This is a genomic window from Catellatospora sp. NPDC049133 (genome assembly GCF_040648455.1).
Classification (GTDB): Bacteria; Actinomycetota; Actinomycetes; order Mycobacteriales; family Micromonosporaceae; genus Catellatospora; species Catellatospora aurea.
Map to the genome: position 1 here is coordinate 127,310 of NZ_JBEZDT010000024.1, position 15,852 is coordinate 143,161.

A 15,852-nucleotide genomic window follows, 5' to 3' on the forward strand; every position below is an offset into this window, starting at 1 on the left:
CGCAGGCCACCCACCGACAACCACCTTCATGATTCGCGAAGAACTAGTCGCGAGGGTGGCCTGCGCCGTTGCCTCGGTCGAGGTACCTCAACGCGGCTTCCCAGGGGAAGCGCGTCTGTTGCGAGCGCCCCGTACCGGGCTTGTGGGGCAGCCATGAACTCGTCTGGCCCAGGACAACGGCGATACCCTCCTGCCTGAGGCTCTCGACGGAGGAAACGAAGGGCCTTCGCGTGGCGAGAGCGGCGTTGACGAACGGAACGATCACGGTGGGCACTCGTCGGCCGACGATTTCAGCGACCGATGTGAGGACGTATGTGTCGGCGATGCCCAGAGCGAGTTTGTTGATCGTGTTGTAAGTGGCTGGGGCGATGAGCAGGGCGTTGACCGGCCTCACCTCTCGCTCATGGCTCGATGCGACTCCATAGTCGGTGCGTACCGCACTGCCGGACAGTCGTTCCAGTTCCGCGGTGTCGATGAAGCTCAGCGCCGCCTGCGTGGCTGTGACCGTGACGGTCCACGATTGCTCCTGCGCGAGCCTGATCAAGGCGGCTGCGTCGGCAGCCGGACCCGCGCCGCAGAGGACCAGGTTGAGATGCTTGCCTGTCACAGGCGGATACCCGCCGGCGGGCTGCCGAGACGGTTCCGATCGCGACGGCGTTCGTGTTGTGGCCGCTCGCCATCAGAGCATGGGTTAGAACTCGTGCGCTGGTCGCTTCGGCAATCGGGTCGCCACTCCTGGCGGCGTGGCGCACACTGCGTTCGGCGGCGAGCAGGGCGATCGCGGGGTCCCCGTGCTTGAGGAAGGCGCTTCCAGCCACGTGGTAGAGGTCCGCCGCGAGGACGTGTCCGGCATCGAGCCCGCTGCCGTCCAAGCCATCAAGGGATGGCAGTACGGCCGGTAACAGCCGCGCCAATACAGCGGTCACGTCGTCATAGCGGCATGCCTGGTACGCCGTTTTCACCTCGTGTACGCCGACCCTGAGCTGATTCAGCGTCAGAGCCTCGGCTTGCGGTGGTTGTAGGAGTGCATCGATGAGTCCAGCCCAACTCTGAAGGTCGACTGCGCTCGCCATTGTCGCGGTCAGAAAGACTCTGCGATCCATCTCGTCACCGTCGCCCAGGCCGGAGGGTCCTGCCTGCACAGTAATGGCAGCCGTGGCCGGTGGTGCGAGTGCGAGCAGTGCGTCGCACTCCGCCAGGGTCACACCAAGAGCCTGAGCGAGATTCGGGCGTTGCCACGGTTGAGGTGTGCTCGTGCCCGACTCCCAGCGGGCGATCGTCGTTCGGTCCACGCCGAGTTGCTCGGCGAGGCGCTCCTGAGAAAATCTTGATCGCTGCCGAGTGGGACGACACGGCGATCATGGCGCTCGATGCCCGAACCGGTCCGTGGTTCTGAACCGGGGAACCTTGACGACACCAGTCGCCCCGGGCGGCTTGACTTCGAGTGCGCTCCAACTGCGAGGCTGGGCGGCATGGAGGAAGGGTTCTCGGTCGGGGAGGTCGCGGCCAAGACCGGGCTGACGGCGTACACCCTGCGCTGGTACGAGCAGGTCGGGCTGTTGGACCCGATCCCGCGCGACCACGCGGGCCGCCGCCGCTACCGGCTGCGCGACGTCGAGCGGCTCGACCTGCTGACCAAGATGCGGGCCACCGGCATGCCGGTGCGGGAGATGGTCCGCTACATCGAGCTGGTCCGCGCCGGCACGCACAACCGCCGCGAGCGCCTGGAGCTGCTGGAACAGCATCGCACGACGGTGCTGCGCCAGATCAGCGAGCTGGAGCGCGACCTGGCCGTCATCGACCGGAAGATCACCAGATATCGGGGGTACCTGGATGCAGAGCAGACTGATTGACCCGGCCGGGCCGGCCATCCCAGCACTCGGCCTGGGCTGCATGGGTATGAGCACCAACTACGGCCCGGCCGACCAGGACGAGTCGCTGGCCACCCTGCACCGCGCGCTGGAGCTGGGCGTGACGCATTTCGACACGTCGGCGTCCTACGGCGACGGCCGCAACGAGGAACTGCTGGCGCGGTTCCTGCCCGGCAACCGCGACCGGGTCTTCCTGGCCACCAAGTTCGCGATCCGCCGCGACGGCGGTGTGCACCGGGTCGACTCCAGCCCTGGCTGGGCCCGGCAGTCCTGCGAGAACTCGCTGCGCCGCCTCGGCGTCGACGTGATCGACCTGTTCTACCTGCACCGCCGCAACCCCGAGGTCCCGATCGAGGACACCGTCGCGGCGATGGCCGACCTGGTCGCGCAGGGCAAGGTGCGCCACCTGGGGCTGTCGGAGGTCGGCGCGGAGACGATCCGGCGAGCGCACGCGGTGCACCCGATCAGCGCGTTGCAGATCGAGTATTCGCTGTTCAGCCGCGACATCGAGGACGAGGTGCTGCCGGTGTGCCGGGAGCTGGGCATCCGGATCGTGGCGTACTCGCCGGTCGGGCGCGGCCTGCTCACGGGCACGATCCGGTCGACGGCGGGCCTGGCCGACAGTGACAACCGGCTGAACCACCCACGTTTCGCGGACGGCAACCTCGATCACAACCTGGCGCTGGTCGATCGGATCCGCGACATCGCGCTCGCGGCCGGGTGCACTCCGGCGCAGGTGGCCATCGCGTGGGTGCTCGCCCAGGGCGACGACGTGCACGCCATCCCGGGCACGACCCGCCGCACGCACCTGGCCGAGAACGTCGCCGCCGCCGACGTCGTGCTGACCGCGGAACAGCTCGCGGCACTGAGCGGGCTCGGCCCGGCGGCGGGGGCACGGCTGTCGGCGTTCGCGCAGACGATGGTGGGCCACTAGCAGAGTCGGGGGCCGTCGCGCGACGCGACGGCCCCCGAGGTGCACGTGGGTGCGGTCCGGACCGGTCAGTCCTCCGTGGCGGACGGTTCCGGGCCGGGCGGCGTGTGTCCTGGTCCGTGTCCGCCGGCCGAGGGCGACGGCACCAGGTCGGCGTTGCCGGGCACGCTCGGGCTGGCCGCGAGGCACAGCGGCATCGGGTCGCAGCCGGTCGGCTTCGGCTTCTTCGACGGCTCGACGCCGTCGCCCACCCCCTCGGACTCGCCGAGCTTGCCGTTGGTGCCGTTGGCCAGGGGTTCCAGCGGGAGCTTCATGTCGGCATGGGCCTGGTTCATGAAGCCCTGCCAGATCTCGGCGGGCAGGCCGACACTGGTGATGTTGCCGCCACCCAGGGCCGCGGGCCGGTAGATCGGGTCCGAGGCGTTCTTGACGTTGCCGACCCAGATGGCCGAGGCGATCTGCGGGGTGTAGCCGACGGTCCACACGTTGGAGTGGGCCTTGTCCTGGACCTTGCTCTCCCAGGTGCCGGTCTTCGCGGCGGCTTGACGGCCACCCGCGAGCCCTCGGTAGTAGCTCTTGGGCAGTTGCTTGAGCATGCCGGTGACCTCGTCGGCGACCTCCTGGCGGATGCGCCGCTCGGCCTTGCTGACCTCGCCGGTGTTCGGGACCAGCCGGTATTTGCCGTTCTCGTCCTTCTTCTCGACGCGGAGCACGACGTGCGGCTTGTTGTAGACGCCGTGGTTGGCGAAGGTCGCCATGCCGGAGGCGTGGTCGAGCACGGTGATCGGGTACTGGCCGAAGCCGACCTGGTAGTCGAAGGAGGCGCGGCTGGTGTCCGTCTCGGGCTTGGTGAGGTCGCGGGCCTTGCCGTCGCTGACGGCCCACATGGTGTTGATGCCGGCGGCGTGCGCCATGGCGACGACGTTCTTCGGCTCGATCTTCTTGGCGATCTTGAAGAACGGCACGTTGAGCGAGAGCCGGGTGACGTCCTGCAGCGTGCACTTGCGCTTGCACTTGAGGCTGCCGGCGTCGCGGCCGGCGTTCTCCACCTCGTACGGGCAGAGCTTGTACTTGTCGCAGTTCCTCTTCTTGCCGGTGGCGACGATGGGCGTCGGGTCCCAGGTGGACTTGAGCGAGATGCCCGCGTCGATCGCGGCGGCCAGCGTGTACACCTTGAACGACGATGCCGGCGGGTGGCCGCCGTCCTCCCAGATGGTGCCCTCGTTGATCTTTCCGGCGTAGTCGATGCCGGTGCCGTCCGCGCCGCCGTAGTAGGCCAGGATGCGGCCGTTCTTCGGGTCGATGGCGACCCCGGCCGCGATCACGTTCTTGGGATAACCCTTGATCTTGGTGTACGCGCCGTCGACCTTGTGATCGACGGCCTTGACGACGTCGTTGGTGCACTCCTTCTCGTCGCCCTTGCCCTTGCAGGTCTCCTTCCACTCGAAGGTGCGGTAGAGCTGCGCCTCCAGCGCCCGCTGCGCCTTCGAGTTGATCGTCGTGGTGATCCGGTAGCCCTTGTTGCGCCAGTCCGTGATGCCCCAGGCGGCCATCTCCCGCTCGACGTATTTGTTGATCACGAAGCCGGTGCCGGTGCCCTGGATGCCGGTCTCGCCGGACCGGGCGGAGTACTTGCGCAGCGTCTTGTCCGGATACACCATGGCCGCGCGCTTCTGCGGGTCGAGCCGGCCCATCTCGACCATGTTGTCGAGCACGTAGTTCCAGCGGATGCGGGCGGCGTCGGGGCTGAGGTGCGGGTCGTAGCCCTTGGTCCCGTCGTAGTCGTTGGGCTCGGGCTGCTTGAGCACCGCGCCGAGGACCGCGGCCTGTTCGACCGTCAGCTGACTGGCCGACCTGTTGAAGTAGGCCTTCGCCGCCGCGCCGACGCCGCTGGAGCCGCGGCCGAACCAGACGGTGTTCACGTAGAACCCGAGGATCTCGTCCTTGGAGTGCTCTTCCTCCAGCCGCCGCGCCATCACCGCCTCGCGTAGCTTGCGGGCGTAGGTGACTTCGAGGTCCTTGGCCGCATTGCGGGCGTACTGCTGGGTGATCGTGGACGCGCCCTGGGTCTCGCCGCCGGTGAGGTTGTTCCAGGCGGCGCGCGCGATGCCCCACAGGTCGATGCCGCTGTGATTGAAGAAGTTCTTGTCCTCGCCCGCGATGAGCGCGACCTTCACCTCGTCGGACAGCCGGGACATGGGGACGATCTCGCGGTTCTCGCCGCCGAGCTTGGCGATCTGCTCGCCGTCGGCGGAGTAGACGAAGGTGTTCTCGTTGGCGCTGAAATCGGCGGGTTCGGGGACCGAGTCGTAGAGGTAGGCGACGCCGATCAGGCCTCCTCCGGCCAGCATGACGACGACCGCGGCCGAGGCCAGCACGATGCTGCGCCACTTCCGGCGGCGTCCTTTGGCCTTGCGGCCGGTGCTCTTGCCGGAGTCCGGGCCGTCGCCGTCCTTACCCGTGGGCAGCACGGTGGTGCGGCTCGCGCCGCCGACCGCTGCCCGGCCGGTGACGCCGCCGACGCTCGCTCGTCCGGCGGCCGACGGGACCGCGGCGCGACCGGCGCCGGGGCGCAGTGGTGCCGGCCCGGCCGGCGTGGGTCCGTGGCCGCCGTCGGTCCGGCCGGCCCGGTCGCCGCCGGGGCCGGGCCGGTCGGGGCGGACGCTGGGGCCGGGTTGCTTGCCGGGGCCGTCGGATGGCGCCGAGGCGCGGGCCGAGCCGGGTGCCGGGGGCGTGGTCATCGAGTCAACCCTTCCGGTCGGGGAGGTGCTGAGCGCAGGGACAGGGGGAAACGGCGGTGCGATACCGCCCGGTGGGGCCTTTCCCCGCGGCAGCCGCCCCGCTCAGCCCCCGGGTGACACCGTTCTCATGGGCGGCGAGGGCGACCTGTGCGAAGGCCACTCCACGTCCGACATCCTGCCTCACAAATCGGGTGAAGTCCGGCAAGACACCACGGTGCGGGTGGCGCGCCGCAAGGGCAAGAGGCCCCGTGGTGTATCCGCAACCGGCGAGCCGACCCTGACCTGCACCAATGCAAGATCTGGACTTGACGGTCCAATTATCCGGAGCTACGTTGGACCAAGCGGTCCAATACTGGAGCGCGAGACTTCGATCAGCGAACAGGGACGGCAGCTGTGAACGACTACTACCTGCTCGGCAGGTCCGGGCTGCGGGTGAGCAGGCTGGCGCTGGGCACGATGAACTTCGGCACCGGGGGCTTCCACGCCGCGTACGGCAAGACCGAGAGCGAGGCCGAGCCGACCTTCCGGCGTTATCTGGACGGCGGCGGCAACTTCATCGACACGGCGGACTTCTACACCGCGGGCGAGAGCGAGGCCATCCTCGGGCGACTGATCGCCTCGGCCGGGGTCCGCGACCGGGTCGTGCTGACCAGCAAGTTCACCAACACCGTCGACCCGTCCGACCCGAACGCGGCGGGTAACGGCCGCAAGCACGTCATGCGCGCCGTGGAGGCGTCGCTGAAACGGCTCGGCACCGACTACCTCGACCTCTACCTGCTGCACACCTGGGACCGGATCACCCCGGTCGAGGAGGTGGTGCGCACCTTCGACGACCTGGTACGCGCTGGCAAGATCCGTTATGCGGGCCTGTCCGACGTGCCCGCCTGGTATGCCGCCCGCGCCCAGAGCCTCGCCGAGGCCCACGCGCTGACCCCGATGATCAGCCTGCAGTTGCCGTACTCCCTGGTCAATCGTGGGATCGAGGCCGAGTATCCGGCCATGGCCCAGTCGCTGGGCATGGGGCTGACCGCCTGGAGCCCGATCGGCGGCGGCCTGCTGTCGGGCAAGTACCGGCGCACCGCCGACGGCCTGGCCGGCGACGGGCGGCTCGGCGGGGGAGCGCAGCCGGTCGCCGAGCGCGACTGGGCGGTCATCGAGGCCCTGGAGCAGGTCGCCGGTGAGCTCGGCCGGAGCATGGCCCAGGTCGCGGTCAACTGGGTGGCGACCCAGCCCGCCGTCGGCTCGGTGATCATCGGGGCGAGCAGTGCCGGGCAGCTCGACGCCAACATGGCCGCGCTCGACTTCACCATCCCGGCCGAGCTGCGCGACCGGCTGGAGCAGGCCGGGGCCCCGGAGCCGGGTGGGCCCTACGCGATGTTCACCTCGCGGTACCAGTCCTGGATCGTGAGCCCGGGTCTCGGCATCGGCGACAAGCCGGCCGGGTACGCGCCACCGGTCTGGAACGGCGCGACCGCCTGACCTCTGTCGGCGTCGCCCCCGGCCGGGCGGCGCCGACTCGCTCTATTTCGGACGGTCTCCGCTGATCTGACCTGCTGATATGCAGAAGTAACGCATGTGTTCGGACGGAAATCACGACCTTGTATGGTTGACACTGTCGATGCGTGTCGTAAGAATTACCTCCGGTTACCACCGGGTGCGGCATCGCGACTGACGCTGTGCTCCCTCACCCCTGCCGGATCGTGTCGCCACGATCGCCGAAAGGGGTGCCTTCTTGCTGCCCTCAGCGGGCCAGCGACTGCGCGCAACGAGGCTCGCGGGCGATCCGTCACGCCATGATGCAGCCAGGGTCCGAAAGAGATGCGCCGTGTCCGAACGAACCATGTCCTCGTTCCGGGAAGTTCGCGCTGAAGCCGCACCCGCCGGGGATCCGGCGAGCGCGGGGCCGGCCCGGTGAGCCACGCCCGCGGCACCTGCTTCGTCCCCCTGATGGTGGGCAACACACCCCTGGTGGCGGTGCGCCTGCGCGTCGGCGGCCGGACCGCCACGCTGCGCCTGAAGCTGGAGTCCTTCAACCCGTGCGGGTCCATGAAGGACCGCACGGCCGTCGCCCTGTACGACTCCGTGGCGGACAAGCTCGACCCGGCCGTCGGCATCGTCGAGTCGACCTCCGGCAACCTCGGGGTTGCCCTGGCGAGCCTGGCCCGCGCCAACCGCGTGCGCTTCACCGCGGTCGTCGACCCGCGGGTGCCCTCGGCGGCCCTGCACGAACTGCGCCGCCTCGACGCGACCCTGGTGCTGGTCGACGAGGAGGACGGCCGCGGCGGCTACCTGATGAACCGGCTGCGCCGGGTGCGGGAGCTGCTCGCCGAGCAGCCGGCCCTGTGCTGGACGAATCAGTACGACAATCCCGCCAATCCCCGCGCGCACCAGTTCGGCACCGCGCCCGAGCTGGCCGCGCAGGTGCCCGCCGACAGCGTGGTGCTGGTCGCGGTGTCCACCGGCGGCACGCTGGCCGGCATCCGCCGCTACGCCGCCGCGGCCACCCGCTGGGACGTGCGCGGCGTCGACGTCTACGGCTCGTACGCCGTCGGGCATGTGCCGGGGCGGCGGTTGCTGCCTGGCATCGGCTCCAGCCGGCGGTCGCAGTTCGCCTCGGCCTTCGACGGACCCACCGAGCGGGTCGGCACCGACGAGGCGGTGGCCGCCTGCCTGTGGCTGCTGGAGTCCTGCGGCATCGGGGTCGGGGCCAGCGCCGGTGCGCTGGTGTCCGCGGCGCTGCGCCTGATCGAACGCGACGGGCTCGACGACGTGGTGTGCGTGTGCCCGGACGGGGCCCGCAACTACCTGAGCACCGTTTACTCGGCCGCGTGGCGGCGCGCGCACGGGGTCGACCCGGCGCCGCCGGCCGCGGTCTGCGAGTCGGTGGACTGGGGGGCGCTGTGAGCGAGTCCCCGCTGGCCGACTGGCACGAGCGGGCCGGGGTGCGGGTCGATCCGCGCCGCGTGCTCGGCGACGACCTCGACGACGGCAAGGTGCTCTTTCCGGAGCGGCTGATCCCGTACCTGGCGCATCCGCTGGTCGCGCGGCTCGACTCCGGAACTCGCGAGCGGCTGGTGGCGCGGCACGCCTACCAGTACTTCGCGTTCACCGCGCACTTCGAGACCCGGGTGGTCAACCGGGCCACGGAGCTGATCGCCAACGGCCGCACCGACGTCGTGCTCGGCGGCGACGTGCGCGAGGACGCGTACAAGATCTACTGTGACGAGGCGTACCACGCTTTGTACTCGTTCGACGTGGTGCGGCAGCTGGAGGCGGCCACCGGCGTCGCCGCGCTGCCGTACACGTTCGAGCCGGTGATCACCGAACTCGACGCGGTCGCCGCACAGTGCCTGCCGCGGGCCGGGTCGCTGCCGTACCTGCTGCAGGTCGTGGTGTTCGAGACGCTGATCACGAGCCTGCTCGCCGAGCTGCCCAACGATCCCGACCTGGTCGGCCTGGTGCGCACCACGGTCCGCGACCACGCCCGCGACGAGGGCCGCCACCACGCCTACTTCGCCCGCTTCTTCCGGGAGCTGTGGACCGGCTGCGACCCGCGCACCCGGCGCGAGATGGCGACCGCGCTGCCCCGCCTGATCACCCAGAGCCTGCGCCCGAACCAGGGCGCGGTCGCCGCGACCCTGCGCGCGGCGGGCCTGACCGAGCCGCAGGTGCGCGACGTGCTCGCCGACGTCTACGCCCCCGACGTCGTCCGCCGGACCGCCCGCGAGCAGTCGGCGCAGTCGGTGCGGCTGTTCCGGTCCGTCGGGGTGCTCGACCTGCCCGGCGCAGACGAGGCGTTCGCCCAGGAAGGACTGATCTGAACGTGTCCACAGAGGAACTGACCCGGCTGCCGTGGTTCGCCGCTGGGCTGCGCGGCCTCGGCGGCGCGGGCTCGGTGCTGCTGATCTCGCGGGACGAGGTGGCTCGCTGCCTGGAGCTGCTGGATCCGGTGGCGATCGTGCGGGAGGCGCTGGTCGAGCACCACGCGGGCCGCACCCTGCTGCCCGCCGAGGCGTACCTGCGCTGGGACAACGACCAGGGGGCGTACACACGCTCGATCGCGATGCCCGGCGGCATCGTGCGTGACGGCGGCCCGGCCGCGTACGGCATGAAGATCATCAACGCGAGCGTGTCGAACCCCGCCGCAGGCCTGGAACGGGCCGGCGGCGTCGGGCTGTGCTTCGACCCGCAGACCGCCCGGATCAGCGCGATCATCGAGATCGGCCTGATCAGCTCCGTGCGTACCGCCGCGGTGTCGCTGGTCGGCGTGCAGGCTGCCGGTCATGCCGACGCGACCTGCCTGGCCGTGCTCGGCTGCGGCACGCAGGGCGGCACGCACCTGTTCCTGTTCGCCGACCGGCTGCCCGGCCTGCGCCTGGTCGCGCTGCACGACGCCGACCCGGCGGCCGCCGCGGCGCTGGCCGAGCGGGCGCGGCTGCACCGCCCGGGGATCGAAGTGGCGGTGCTGCCGGACGCCCGTGCCGCGCTGCGCGACGCCGACCTCGTGCTCACCGCGACCACCGCCGACGACGGCTACCTCCCGCCGGACTGGATCAGGCCCGGCGCGGCGGTGGTCAACGTGTCCCTGGCCGATCTCACGGCCGAGGCCCTGCTCCAGGCCGGGCGGCTCTACGTCGACGACGTCGAATTGGTGGAGCAGAACCCGCGCCGTCCGCTCGGCCGGCTCATGCAGCAGGGCCTGGTCACCGCCCCCGGCTCGACCGGTGGCGGCCGCCCGATCGACGCGACCATCGGCGCGCTCGCCGCCGGGGCGGTGCACGCCGCGCCGCCGCCGTCCGGGTCGTACACGGTGATCAACCCGTTCGGCATGGGCGTGCTGGACGTGGCGCTGCTCGACGCCATCCGGCGCGCCGCGACCGGCCTCGGCCTGGGCACGGAGGTGACGCTGTGACCACGACGCAGCCACCGCTCGCGCTGGTCGACGTCGCGCGCAACCGCCGCCGCAGCCTGCTCAGCGTGCGGCAGCTGACCGCCGCGCAGCTCGACGCGCTCGTCGAACGGTCGGTGGGCATCGCCGCCGCGCCCGCCGACGTCGCCCCGGTCCTGGACGGGCTGGTCGTGGCCACGCTGTTCGAACGCACCTCCACCCGCACCCGCACCGCGTTCAGCGTCGGCGCGCTGCGCCTGGGCGCGAAGCTGCTCACCTACGACGCGTCGGGGCTGCAACTGCAGACCGGCGAGACCATCGAGGACACGCTGCGGGTGCTCGGGCTCATGCTCGACGGCGTCGTCATCCGCAGCACCCGCACGCTGGCCGAACTCGACGGCCTGCTCGACCGGGGCGCGCCGCCGATCGTCAACGCGATGGCCCGCGAGGAGCACCCCACCCAGGCCGTCTGCGACCTGGCCACGATGCGCGCCCACCTCGGCGCGCTCGGCGGGATCTCCGTGCTGTACGTGGGCGAGGGCAACAACTCCGCCTCCGCGCTGGCGTACGCCCTGGCCCGGGTGCCCGGCGCGAAACTCTCGCTGTACGTGCCGCCCGGCTACGGCCTGCCCGAGGACCAGCTCGCACTCGCCGCCGCCGACGCCGCCGCCCACGGCGCGCAGGTCCGGCAGGTCGAGCGGGCCGACGAGCTGCCCGAACATGTCGACGTCGTCTACACCACGCGCTGGCAGACGACCGGCACCAGCAAACCGGACCCGGCCTGGCGCGAGACGTTCCGCCCCTACCACGTGGACGAGGCGTTCCTGGGCCGCTGGCCGGCCGCCCGTTTCCTGCACGACCTGCCCGCCCACCGGGGCGAGGAGGTCACCGGCGCGGTGCTCGACGGCCCGGCCAGCCTGGCCTGGCAGCAGGCGCGGATGAAGCTGTGCAGCGCCATGGCGGTGCTGGAGACCTGCTGGACGGCGCGATGACCGCGCCGTGGCGAAAGGACGGATGAGCGATGCAACCCGCGGTCCTGCTCGTGTACGCCAAAGGCGGCCCGGCGCTGGAGTTCCTGCTGCCCCGGCTGGTGAGCCGGGCGCTGGTGGACGTGCTGCTGATCGGCGAACCCCAGCCCTGGCAGCGCGAGCTGCTCGAACGGCTCTGTCGCCGGGTGGTGCCCGCCGACCCGTCGGCCGCACTGCCCGACGAGATCGTCCGGGTGGCCACGGAGCTGCGCAGCGACGGGGTGCTGACGTTCTCCGAGTTCTGCGTGGTCGCCACCGCGCAGGCGTGCCTGCGGCTGGGCATTCCCGGCCCGGGGGAGGGCGCCGCCCGCTCTCGCGACAAGGTGCTGATGCGCCGGGCGTGGCAGGCGGCCGGCGTGCCCAACCCGGCGTTCCGGCCGGTGGACTCGCTGGCGGAGCTGGAGGCGGCCCGCGCCGAGATCGGCGGTGACGTGATCGTCAAGTCGGCGCTGGGCGCGGGCTCCATCGGGCAGGCGATGCTCAGCCCCGGCGAGGACGGCGCGGCGGTGTGGCGCGAGGTCGAGGCCGCCACCGCCGCGGCCCGCCGCTCCGGCATGAGCGAGCACGGCGACCGGACCGGCCCGCGCTACCTCGTCGAGGAGATCATCCAGTCCAGCGTGGACGGCTGGTACGACCAGCCCGGCTACGGCGACTACCTCAGCGTCGAAGGCCTGGTGGCCGGCGGGGTCTACCACCCGGTGTGCCTGACCGCCCGGCTGCCGACCGTGCCGGTGTTCGTCGAACTGAGCAACCACGCCCCCTGCACGCTGGCCCCCGAGCTGCAGCAGCGCATCGCCGACGTGTGCCGCCGGGCGGTCGACGCGCTGGGCCTGGACACCTGCGCCACGCACACCGAGGTCAAGCTGATGCCGGACGGCACCGTGCGGCTGCTGGAGTCCGCGGCGCGGGCCGGTGGCGCGGCGGTCACCCGCGAGCTGGTCGAGGCGTACGGCGTGGACCTGATCGGGCTGCAGCTGGCGGCCGCGCTCGGGGGGTCTCCCGCGGTGCCCGACCGGTTGCTGCTGCCCGCCGACGCCCGCGGGGCGGCCGCGTCGCTGTCGGTCATCGCCGTCGACTCGACCGGCAAGCCCTGGTCGTCGCTGCCGCCGTTCCGGCCCGACCTGGTCGCCTGGGAGGAGCTGGTGTCGAGCGGGACCACCGTCGAGCTGGTGCGCGGCCAGTCCCAGCCGCTCGGCACGCCCATGCCCGCGTTCCACCCGCACACCGGGGTGCTGGCGTACGCGGGCCTGCTGCTGGTCCGCGCCGCCGACCCGCTGACCCTGCGCGACGACTGCTACCGCATCCTCGACGGCCTCGAAGAGGCCATGACCAGGGCCGCCGCCGACGCCTGACCGACCCGCACCCCGACCACGCACCACGGCCGCCGCGGCGGCACCCGACCGAAAGCGAGTAACGCATGTCCCTCGTGCTGGGGCTGAACCTGAGCCACGACCGTTCCGCATGCCTGGTCCGCGACGGCGAGATCGTCGTCGCGATCGAGGAGGAGCGCCTGGACCGGATCAAGCACTCGGAGGGCTTTCTCATCCAGGGCCACTTCGAACGCCTGACCAAGACGATCCCGATCAAGTCGGTGGCGTACTGCCTCGACGCCGCCGACGTGGGCATCGACGACCTGGACCTGGTGGTCGGCAACCGGCCGCTGGGCGACGGCGCGGTGTGGCGCATCCGCCGGGACCTGCCGATCCGCGACAAGTCGAAGATCCGGGAGCTGCCGCTGCCCGGCCACCACCTCGGCCACGCCTCGGTGGCGTTCTACCCGTCCGGGTTCGAGCAGGCCGCGGTGCTCGTCGTCGACCAGGCCGGGGCGCGCTGGCCGGGCACCGGCAGGATCGAGAAGCACACCCTGTTCCGGGGTGAGGGCAGCACGCTGACCCGGGTCGCGGCGGTGGACTACCCGTCGGACTACTCGGACATGAGCCTGGGGCTGTTCTACGACTTCTTCACCGTCAAGCTCGGTTTCGTCACCCGCTACGGCACCCCCGACTGGGGCGTGTTCGGCTGCGGCGGCTACCCGGAGGCGGGCAAGACGATGGGCCTGGCCCCGTACGGGCGGCCGCGGCCTGACTGGGGCAACTGGCTGACGTTCGACGGGTTCGACATCAAGGTGTCACAGCAGTCGCTGGAGGACGTCTGGCAGCGGCTGCTGGCCGAAGAGGGCGGCGAGTTCTCCGCCGCCGACCCGCTGCGCTGGCAGACCCAGTTCGCCAAGGACGTGGCCCGCAAGATCCAGGACGAGCTGGAGACGGCGATGCTGCACCTGGCCGACCACGCCCGGGAGGTCACCGGGCTCGACCGGCTGTGCCTGGCGGGCGGGGTGCTGCTGAACTCGGTGGCCAACGAGCGGGTGCGGGCCGAGTCCGGGTTCACCGACGTGTTCATCCCCGCCCCGGCGGGCGACTCCGGCGTGGCCATCGGCGCGGCCCTGTACGGCAGCATCGAGCTGCTGGGTCAGGCCCGGCCCGCGCCGATGCGGCACGCGTCGTTCGGCCGTGCGTACACCCGCGCCGAGGTGCTGGAGGCGCTGGCCACCGTCACCGGCTACACCGGCGTCGAGCTGGCCTGCCGCGACGCGGGCCCGCGCGACGTCGCCGAGCTGCTGGCCGGGCACCAGGTCGTCGGCTGGTTCAACGGCGGCTCGGAGATGGGGCCGCGGGCGCTGGGCCACCGCAGCATGCTCGCCGACCCGCGCCACCCCGAGATGCGCGACTACCTCAACAACGTGGTCAAGCACCGGGAGCCGTTCCGCCCGTACGCCCCGTCGGCGGTGGCCGAGGAGGCGGGCAAGTGGTTCGACTTCTCCGGGGAGAGCCCGTTCATGCTGCTCGTGCCGAAGGTCGCCGGGCATGCGCAACAGTCCCTGCCCGCCGTCACGCACGTCGACGGCACCGCGCGGCTGCAGACCGTGTCGGCGGAGGCCAATCCCGCCTACCACGAGGTCATCGCCGAGTTCGGGGCGCTGACCGGGGTGCCGATCGTGCTCAACACGTCGTTCAACGACGCCGGTGAGCCGATCGTGGAGACGCCGCTGCACGCGCTGTGCACCTTCGTGCGCACCGAGATGGACCACCTCTACCTGGACGGGCTGCTCGTCTCCAAGGCCGGCCGGGAACTGCCCGCCGCGCACCCCGCCCGCTCCCCGCTGGCCGCGGCCCGCTGATGGCGGCGCCGTACGCCCGGATCAGCAGCGGCTTCCTCGTCAGCCAGGTGTTCTTCGGCCTGGCGACGAGCCTGTTCGACATGTATTACGCGCTGCACCTGCAGCAGGTGGGGATCGGCCCGGCCGGGGTCGGGCAGATCTTCTCCGTCGGCTTCATCGTGATGGCCGTGGTCGTGCTGCCGCTGAGCGCCGTCACCGACCGGTTCGGGCTGGAGCCGTCGATGGTGGTCAGCAGCGTCGGCTTCGGCCTGACCATGCTGGTCATGCCGCTGTTCGACCGGTTCGCCGCCCAGTTGCTGCTGTTCGCCGTCAACAGCGTGGCGGCGGCGATGATGCTGGTCAGCGTCAACGCGGTGGTGGGCGCGTCGGTGCCCGACGAGCAGCGGCGGCTGAGCCTGTTCCGGTCCGGGTTCGTGGCGTTCCTGGCCGCGTCGGCGGCGGGCAACCTGCTCGGCGTCGGGCTGGCCGCGCTCGGCGGGTCCGGTGACTACTGGTCCGAGCTGCTGCTGTCCGGGGCGCTGGCGCTGCTCATCGGGGTGGCGCGGGCGATGATGTGGCAGCGCGGCGCGGTGCGGTCCGCCCCGGCGGGCGGCACCCTGTCGGCGCTGCGGGACGCGGTGCGCGAGCACGGCGCCCGGCTCGGCGAGTTGCTGCTGCTCGCCGGGCTGGTCGGCGGGGCCGGGGTGCTGGCGATCCGGTTCGTGCCGCTGCTGGTGGTCAACCACCTGGGCCTGGACGAGCAGTGGCTGGGCTGGGTGCTGGTCGCCGACCGCGTCGCCAGCGTCGTCGGCATCTTCGTGCTGTTCCCGCTGATGCGCCGGGGCGGGGTGTTCCGCGTCGCGGGCTGGGGGATGTGCGCGGCACTGCTGTTCCAGGGCCTGGGCGCGGCGGCGACCGGCGCGGCGCTGTTCCTGCTCTGGTACCTGCTGCGCCAGGGCAGCCACTACGCGCAGATGCCGGTGCTCGACCACACCGCGAACCTGCTCGCCCCGACCGGGGCCCGCGCGTTCGTCAACGGCGTGCAGCGCATGGGCATCTTCGTCGGCAGCGCCGTCGCTTCCCTGGCCTACGGCGCGCTGATGGACCAGGGGGCGTACCGCACGGCGATCGTGCTGTCCGGGGTGCTGTCGTTCCTGGCCGGTCTGCTGTATCTGCGCCGCGCACGGGCGCAGCGCCGGGTCCCGGTCGCCGTGGGGGAGCCGGTGCCCCGATGAC

General features: G+C 71.5%; 12 protein-coding genes and 1 pseudogene. 10 read left to right on the top strand and 3 right to left on the bottom strand.

The features are described 5' to 3' along the window. Positions 1-43: 43 nt before the first annotated feature. Complete coding sequence (locus AB0B35_RS26170) at positions 44-607, bottom strand: flavoprotein (RefSeq protein ID WP_361049779.1); 564 nt, start codon at positions 605-607, stop codon at positions 44-46. Positions 608-1,190: 583 nt separating this feature from the next. Further along, positions 1,191-1,334, bottom strand: a pseudogene (locus AB0B35_RS26175) (helix-turn-helix transcriptional regulator); the annotation flags it as partial. A gap of 138 nt (positions 1,335-1,472) precedes the next feature. On the opposite strand from AB0B35_RS26175, the gene AB0B35_RS26180 reads away from it, so the two are divergent. Continuing rightward, on the top strand, positions 1,473-1,853 hold the full coding sequence (locus AB0B35_RS26180) for a MerR family transcriptional regulator (protein ID WP_360539393.1): 381 nt from the start codon (positions 1,473-1,475) through the stop codon (positions 1,851-1,853). Next, positions 1,834-2,805 carry an aldo/keto reductase gene (locus AB0B35_RS26185; protein ID WP_361049781.1) on the top strand — a complete coding sequence of 324 codons (972 nt, stop codon included), beginning with the start codon at positions 1,834-1,836 and terminating at the stop codon, positions 2,803-2,805. Before AB0B35_RS26180 ends, AB0B35_RS26185 begins: the two co-directional genes overlap by 20 nt. 65 nt (positions 2,806-2,870) lie before the next feature. On the opposite strand, the gene AB0B35_RS26190 is transcribed toward AB0B35_RS26185, so the two are convergent. Next, a complete protein-coding gene (locus AB0B35_RS26190) occupies positions 2,871-5,543 on the bottom strand; it encodes a transglycosylase domain-containing protein (protein WP_361049783.1) in 2,673 nt (890 codons plus the stop codon). A 393-nt stretch (positions 5,544-5,936) separates the two neighbouring features. On the opposite strand from AB0B35_RS26190, the gene AB0B35_RS26195 reads away from it, so the two are divergent. The 8 genes from AB0B35_RS26195 to AB0B35_RS26230 all read left to right on the top strand — a co-directional run bounded on the left by AB0B35_RS26195 (position 5,937) and on the right by AB0B35_RS26230 (position 15,851). Continuing rightward, positions 5,937-7,022 (top strand): aldo/keto reductase, encoded by a 1,086-nt coding sequence (locus AB0B35_RS26195; RefSeq protein WP_361049785.1) that lies wholly within the window; start codon positions 5,937-5,939, stop codon positions 7,020-7,022. Positions 7,023-7,454: 432 nt separating this feature from the next. Further along, positions 7,455-8,447 (top strand): pyridoxal-phosphate dependent enzyme, encoded by a 993-nt coding sequence (locus AB0B35_RS26200; protein ID WP_361049787.1) that lies wholly within the window; start codon positions 7,455-7,457, stop codon positions 8,445-8,447. Beyond that, positions 8,444-9,364, top strand: a complete 921-nt coding sequence (locus AB0B35_RS26205; protein ID WP_361049789.1) for a diiron oxygenase — start codon at positions 8,444-8,446, stop codon at positions 9,362-9,364. The genes AB0B35_RS26200 and AB0B35_RS26205 overlap by 4 nt, the downstream gene beginning before the upstream one ends. A 2-nt stretch (positions 9,365-9,366) precedes the next feature. Beyond that, a complete protein-coding gene (locus tag AB0B35_RS26210) occupies positions 9,367-10,455 on the top strand; it encodes an ornithine cyclodeaminase (RefSeq protein ID WP_361049790.1) in 1,089 nt (362 codons plus the stop codon). After that, on the top strand, positions 10,452-11,423 hold the full coding sequence (locus AB0B35_RS26215; RefSeq protein WP_361049792.1) for an ornithine carbamoyltransferase: 972 nt from the start codon (positions 10,452-10,454) through the stop codon (positions 11,421-11,423). The genes AB0B35_RS26210 and AB0B35_RS26215 overlap by 4 nt, the downstream gene beginning before the upstream one ends. 29 nt (positions 11,424-11,452) lie before the next feature. Then, positions 11,453-12,811 (top strand): hypothetical protein, encoded by a 1,359-nt coding sequence (locus tag AB0B35_RS26220; protein ID WP_361049794.1) that lies wholly within the window; start codon positions 11,453-11,455, stop codon positions 12,809-12,811. 65 nt (positions 12,812-12,876) lie between these two features. Next, positions 12,877-14,637 (top strand): carbamoyltransferase C-terminal domain-containing protein, encoded by a 1,761-nt coding sequence (locus AB0B35_RS26225; protein ID WP_361049796.1) that lies wholly within the window; start codon positions 12,877-12,879, stop codon positions 14,635-14,637. Continuing rightward, entirely contained in the window at positions 14,637-15,851 is a 1,215-nt protein-coding gene (locus AB0B35_RS26230) for an MFS transporter (protein ID WP_361049798.1), read from the top strand. Before AB0B35_RS26225 ends, AB0B35_RS26230 begins: the two co-directional genes overlap by 1 nt. Position 15,852: the final 1 nt, after the last annotated feature.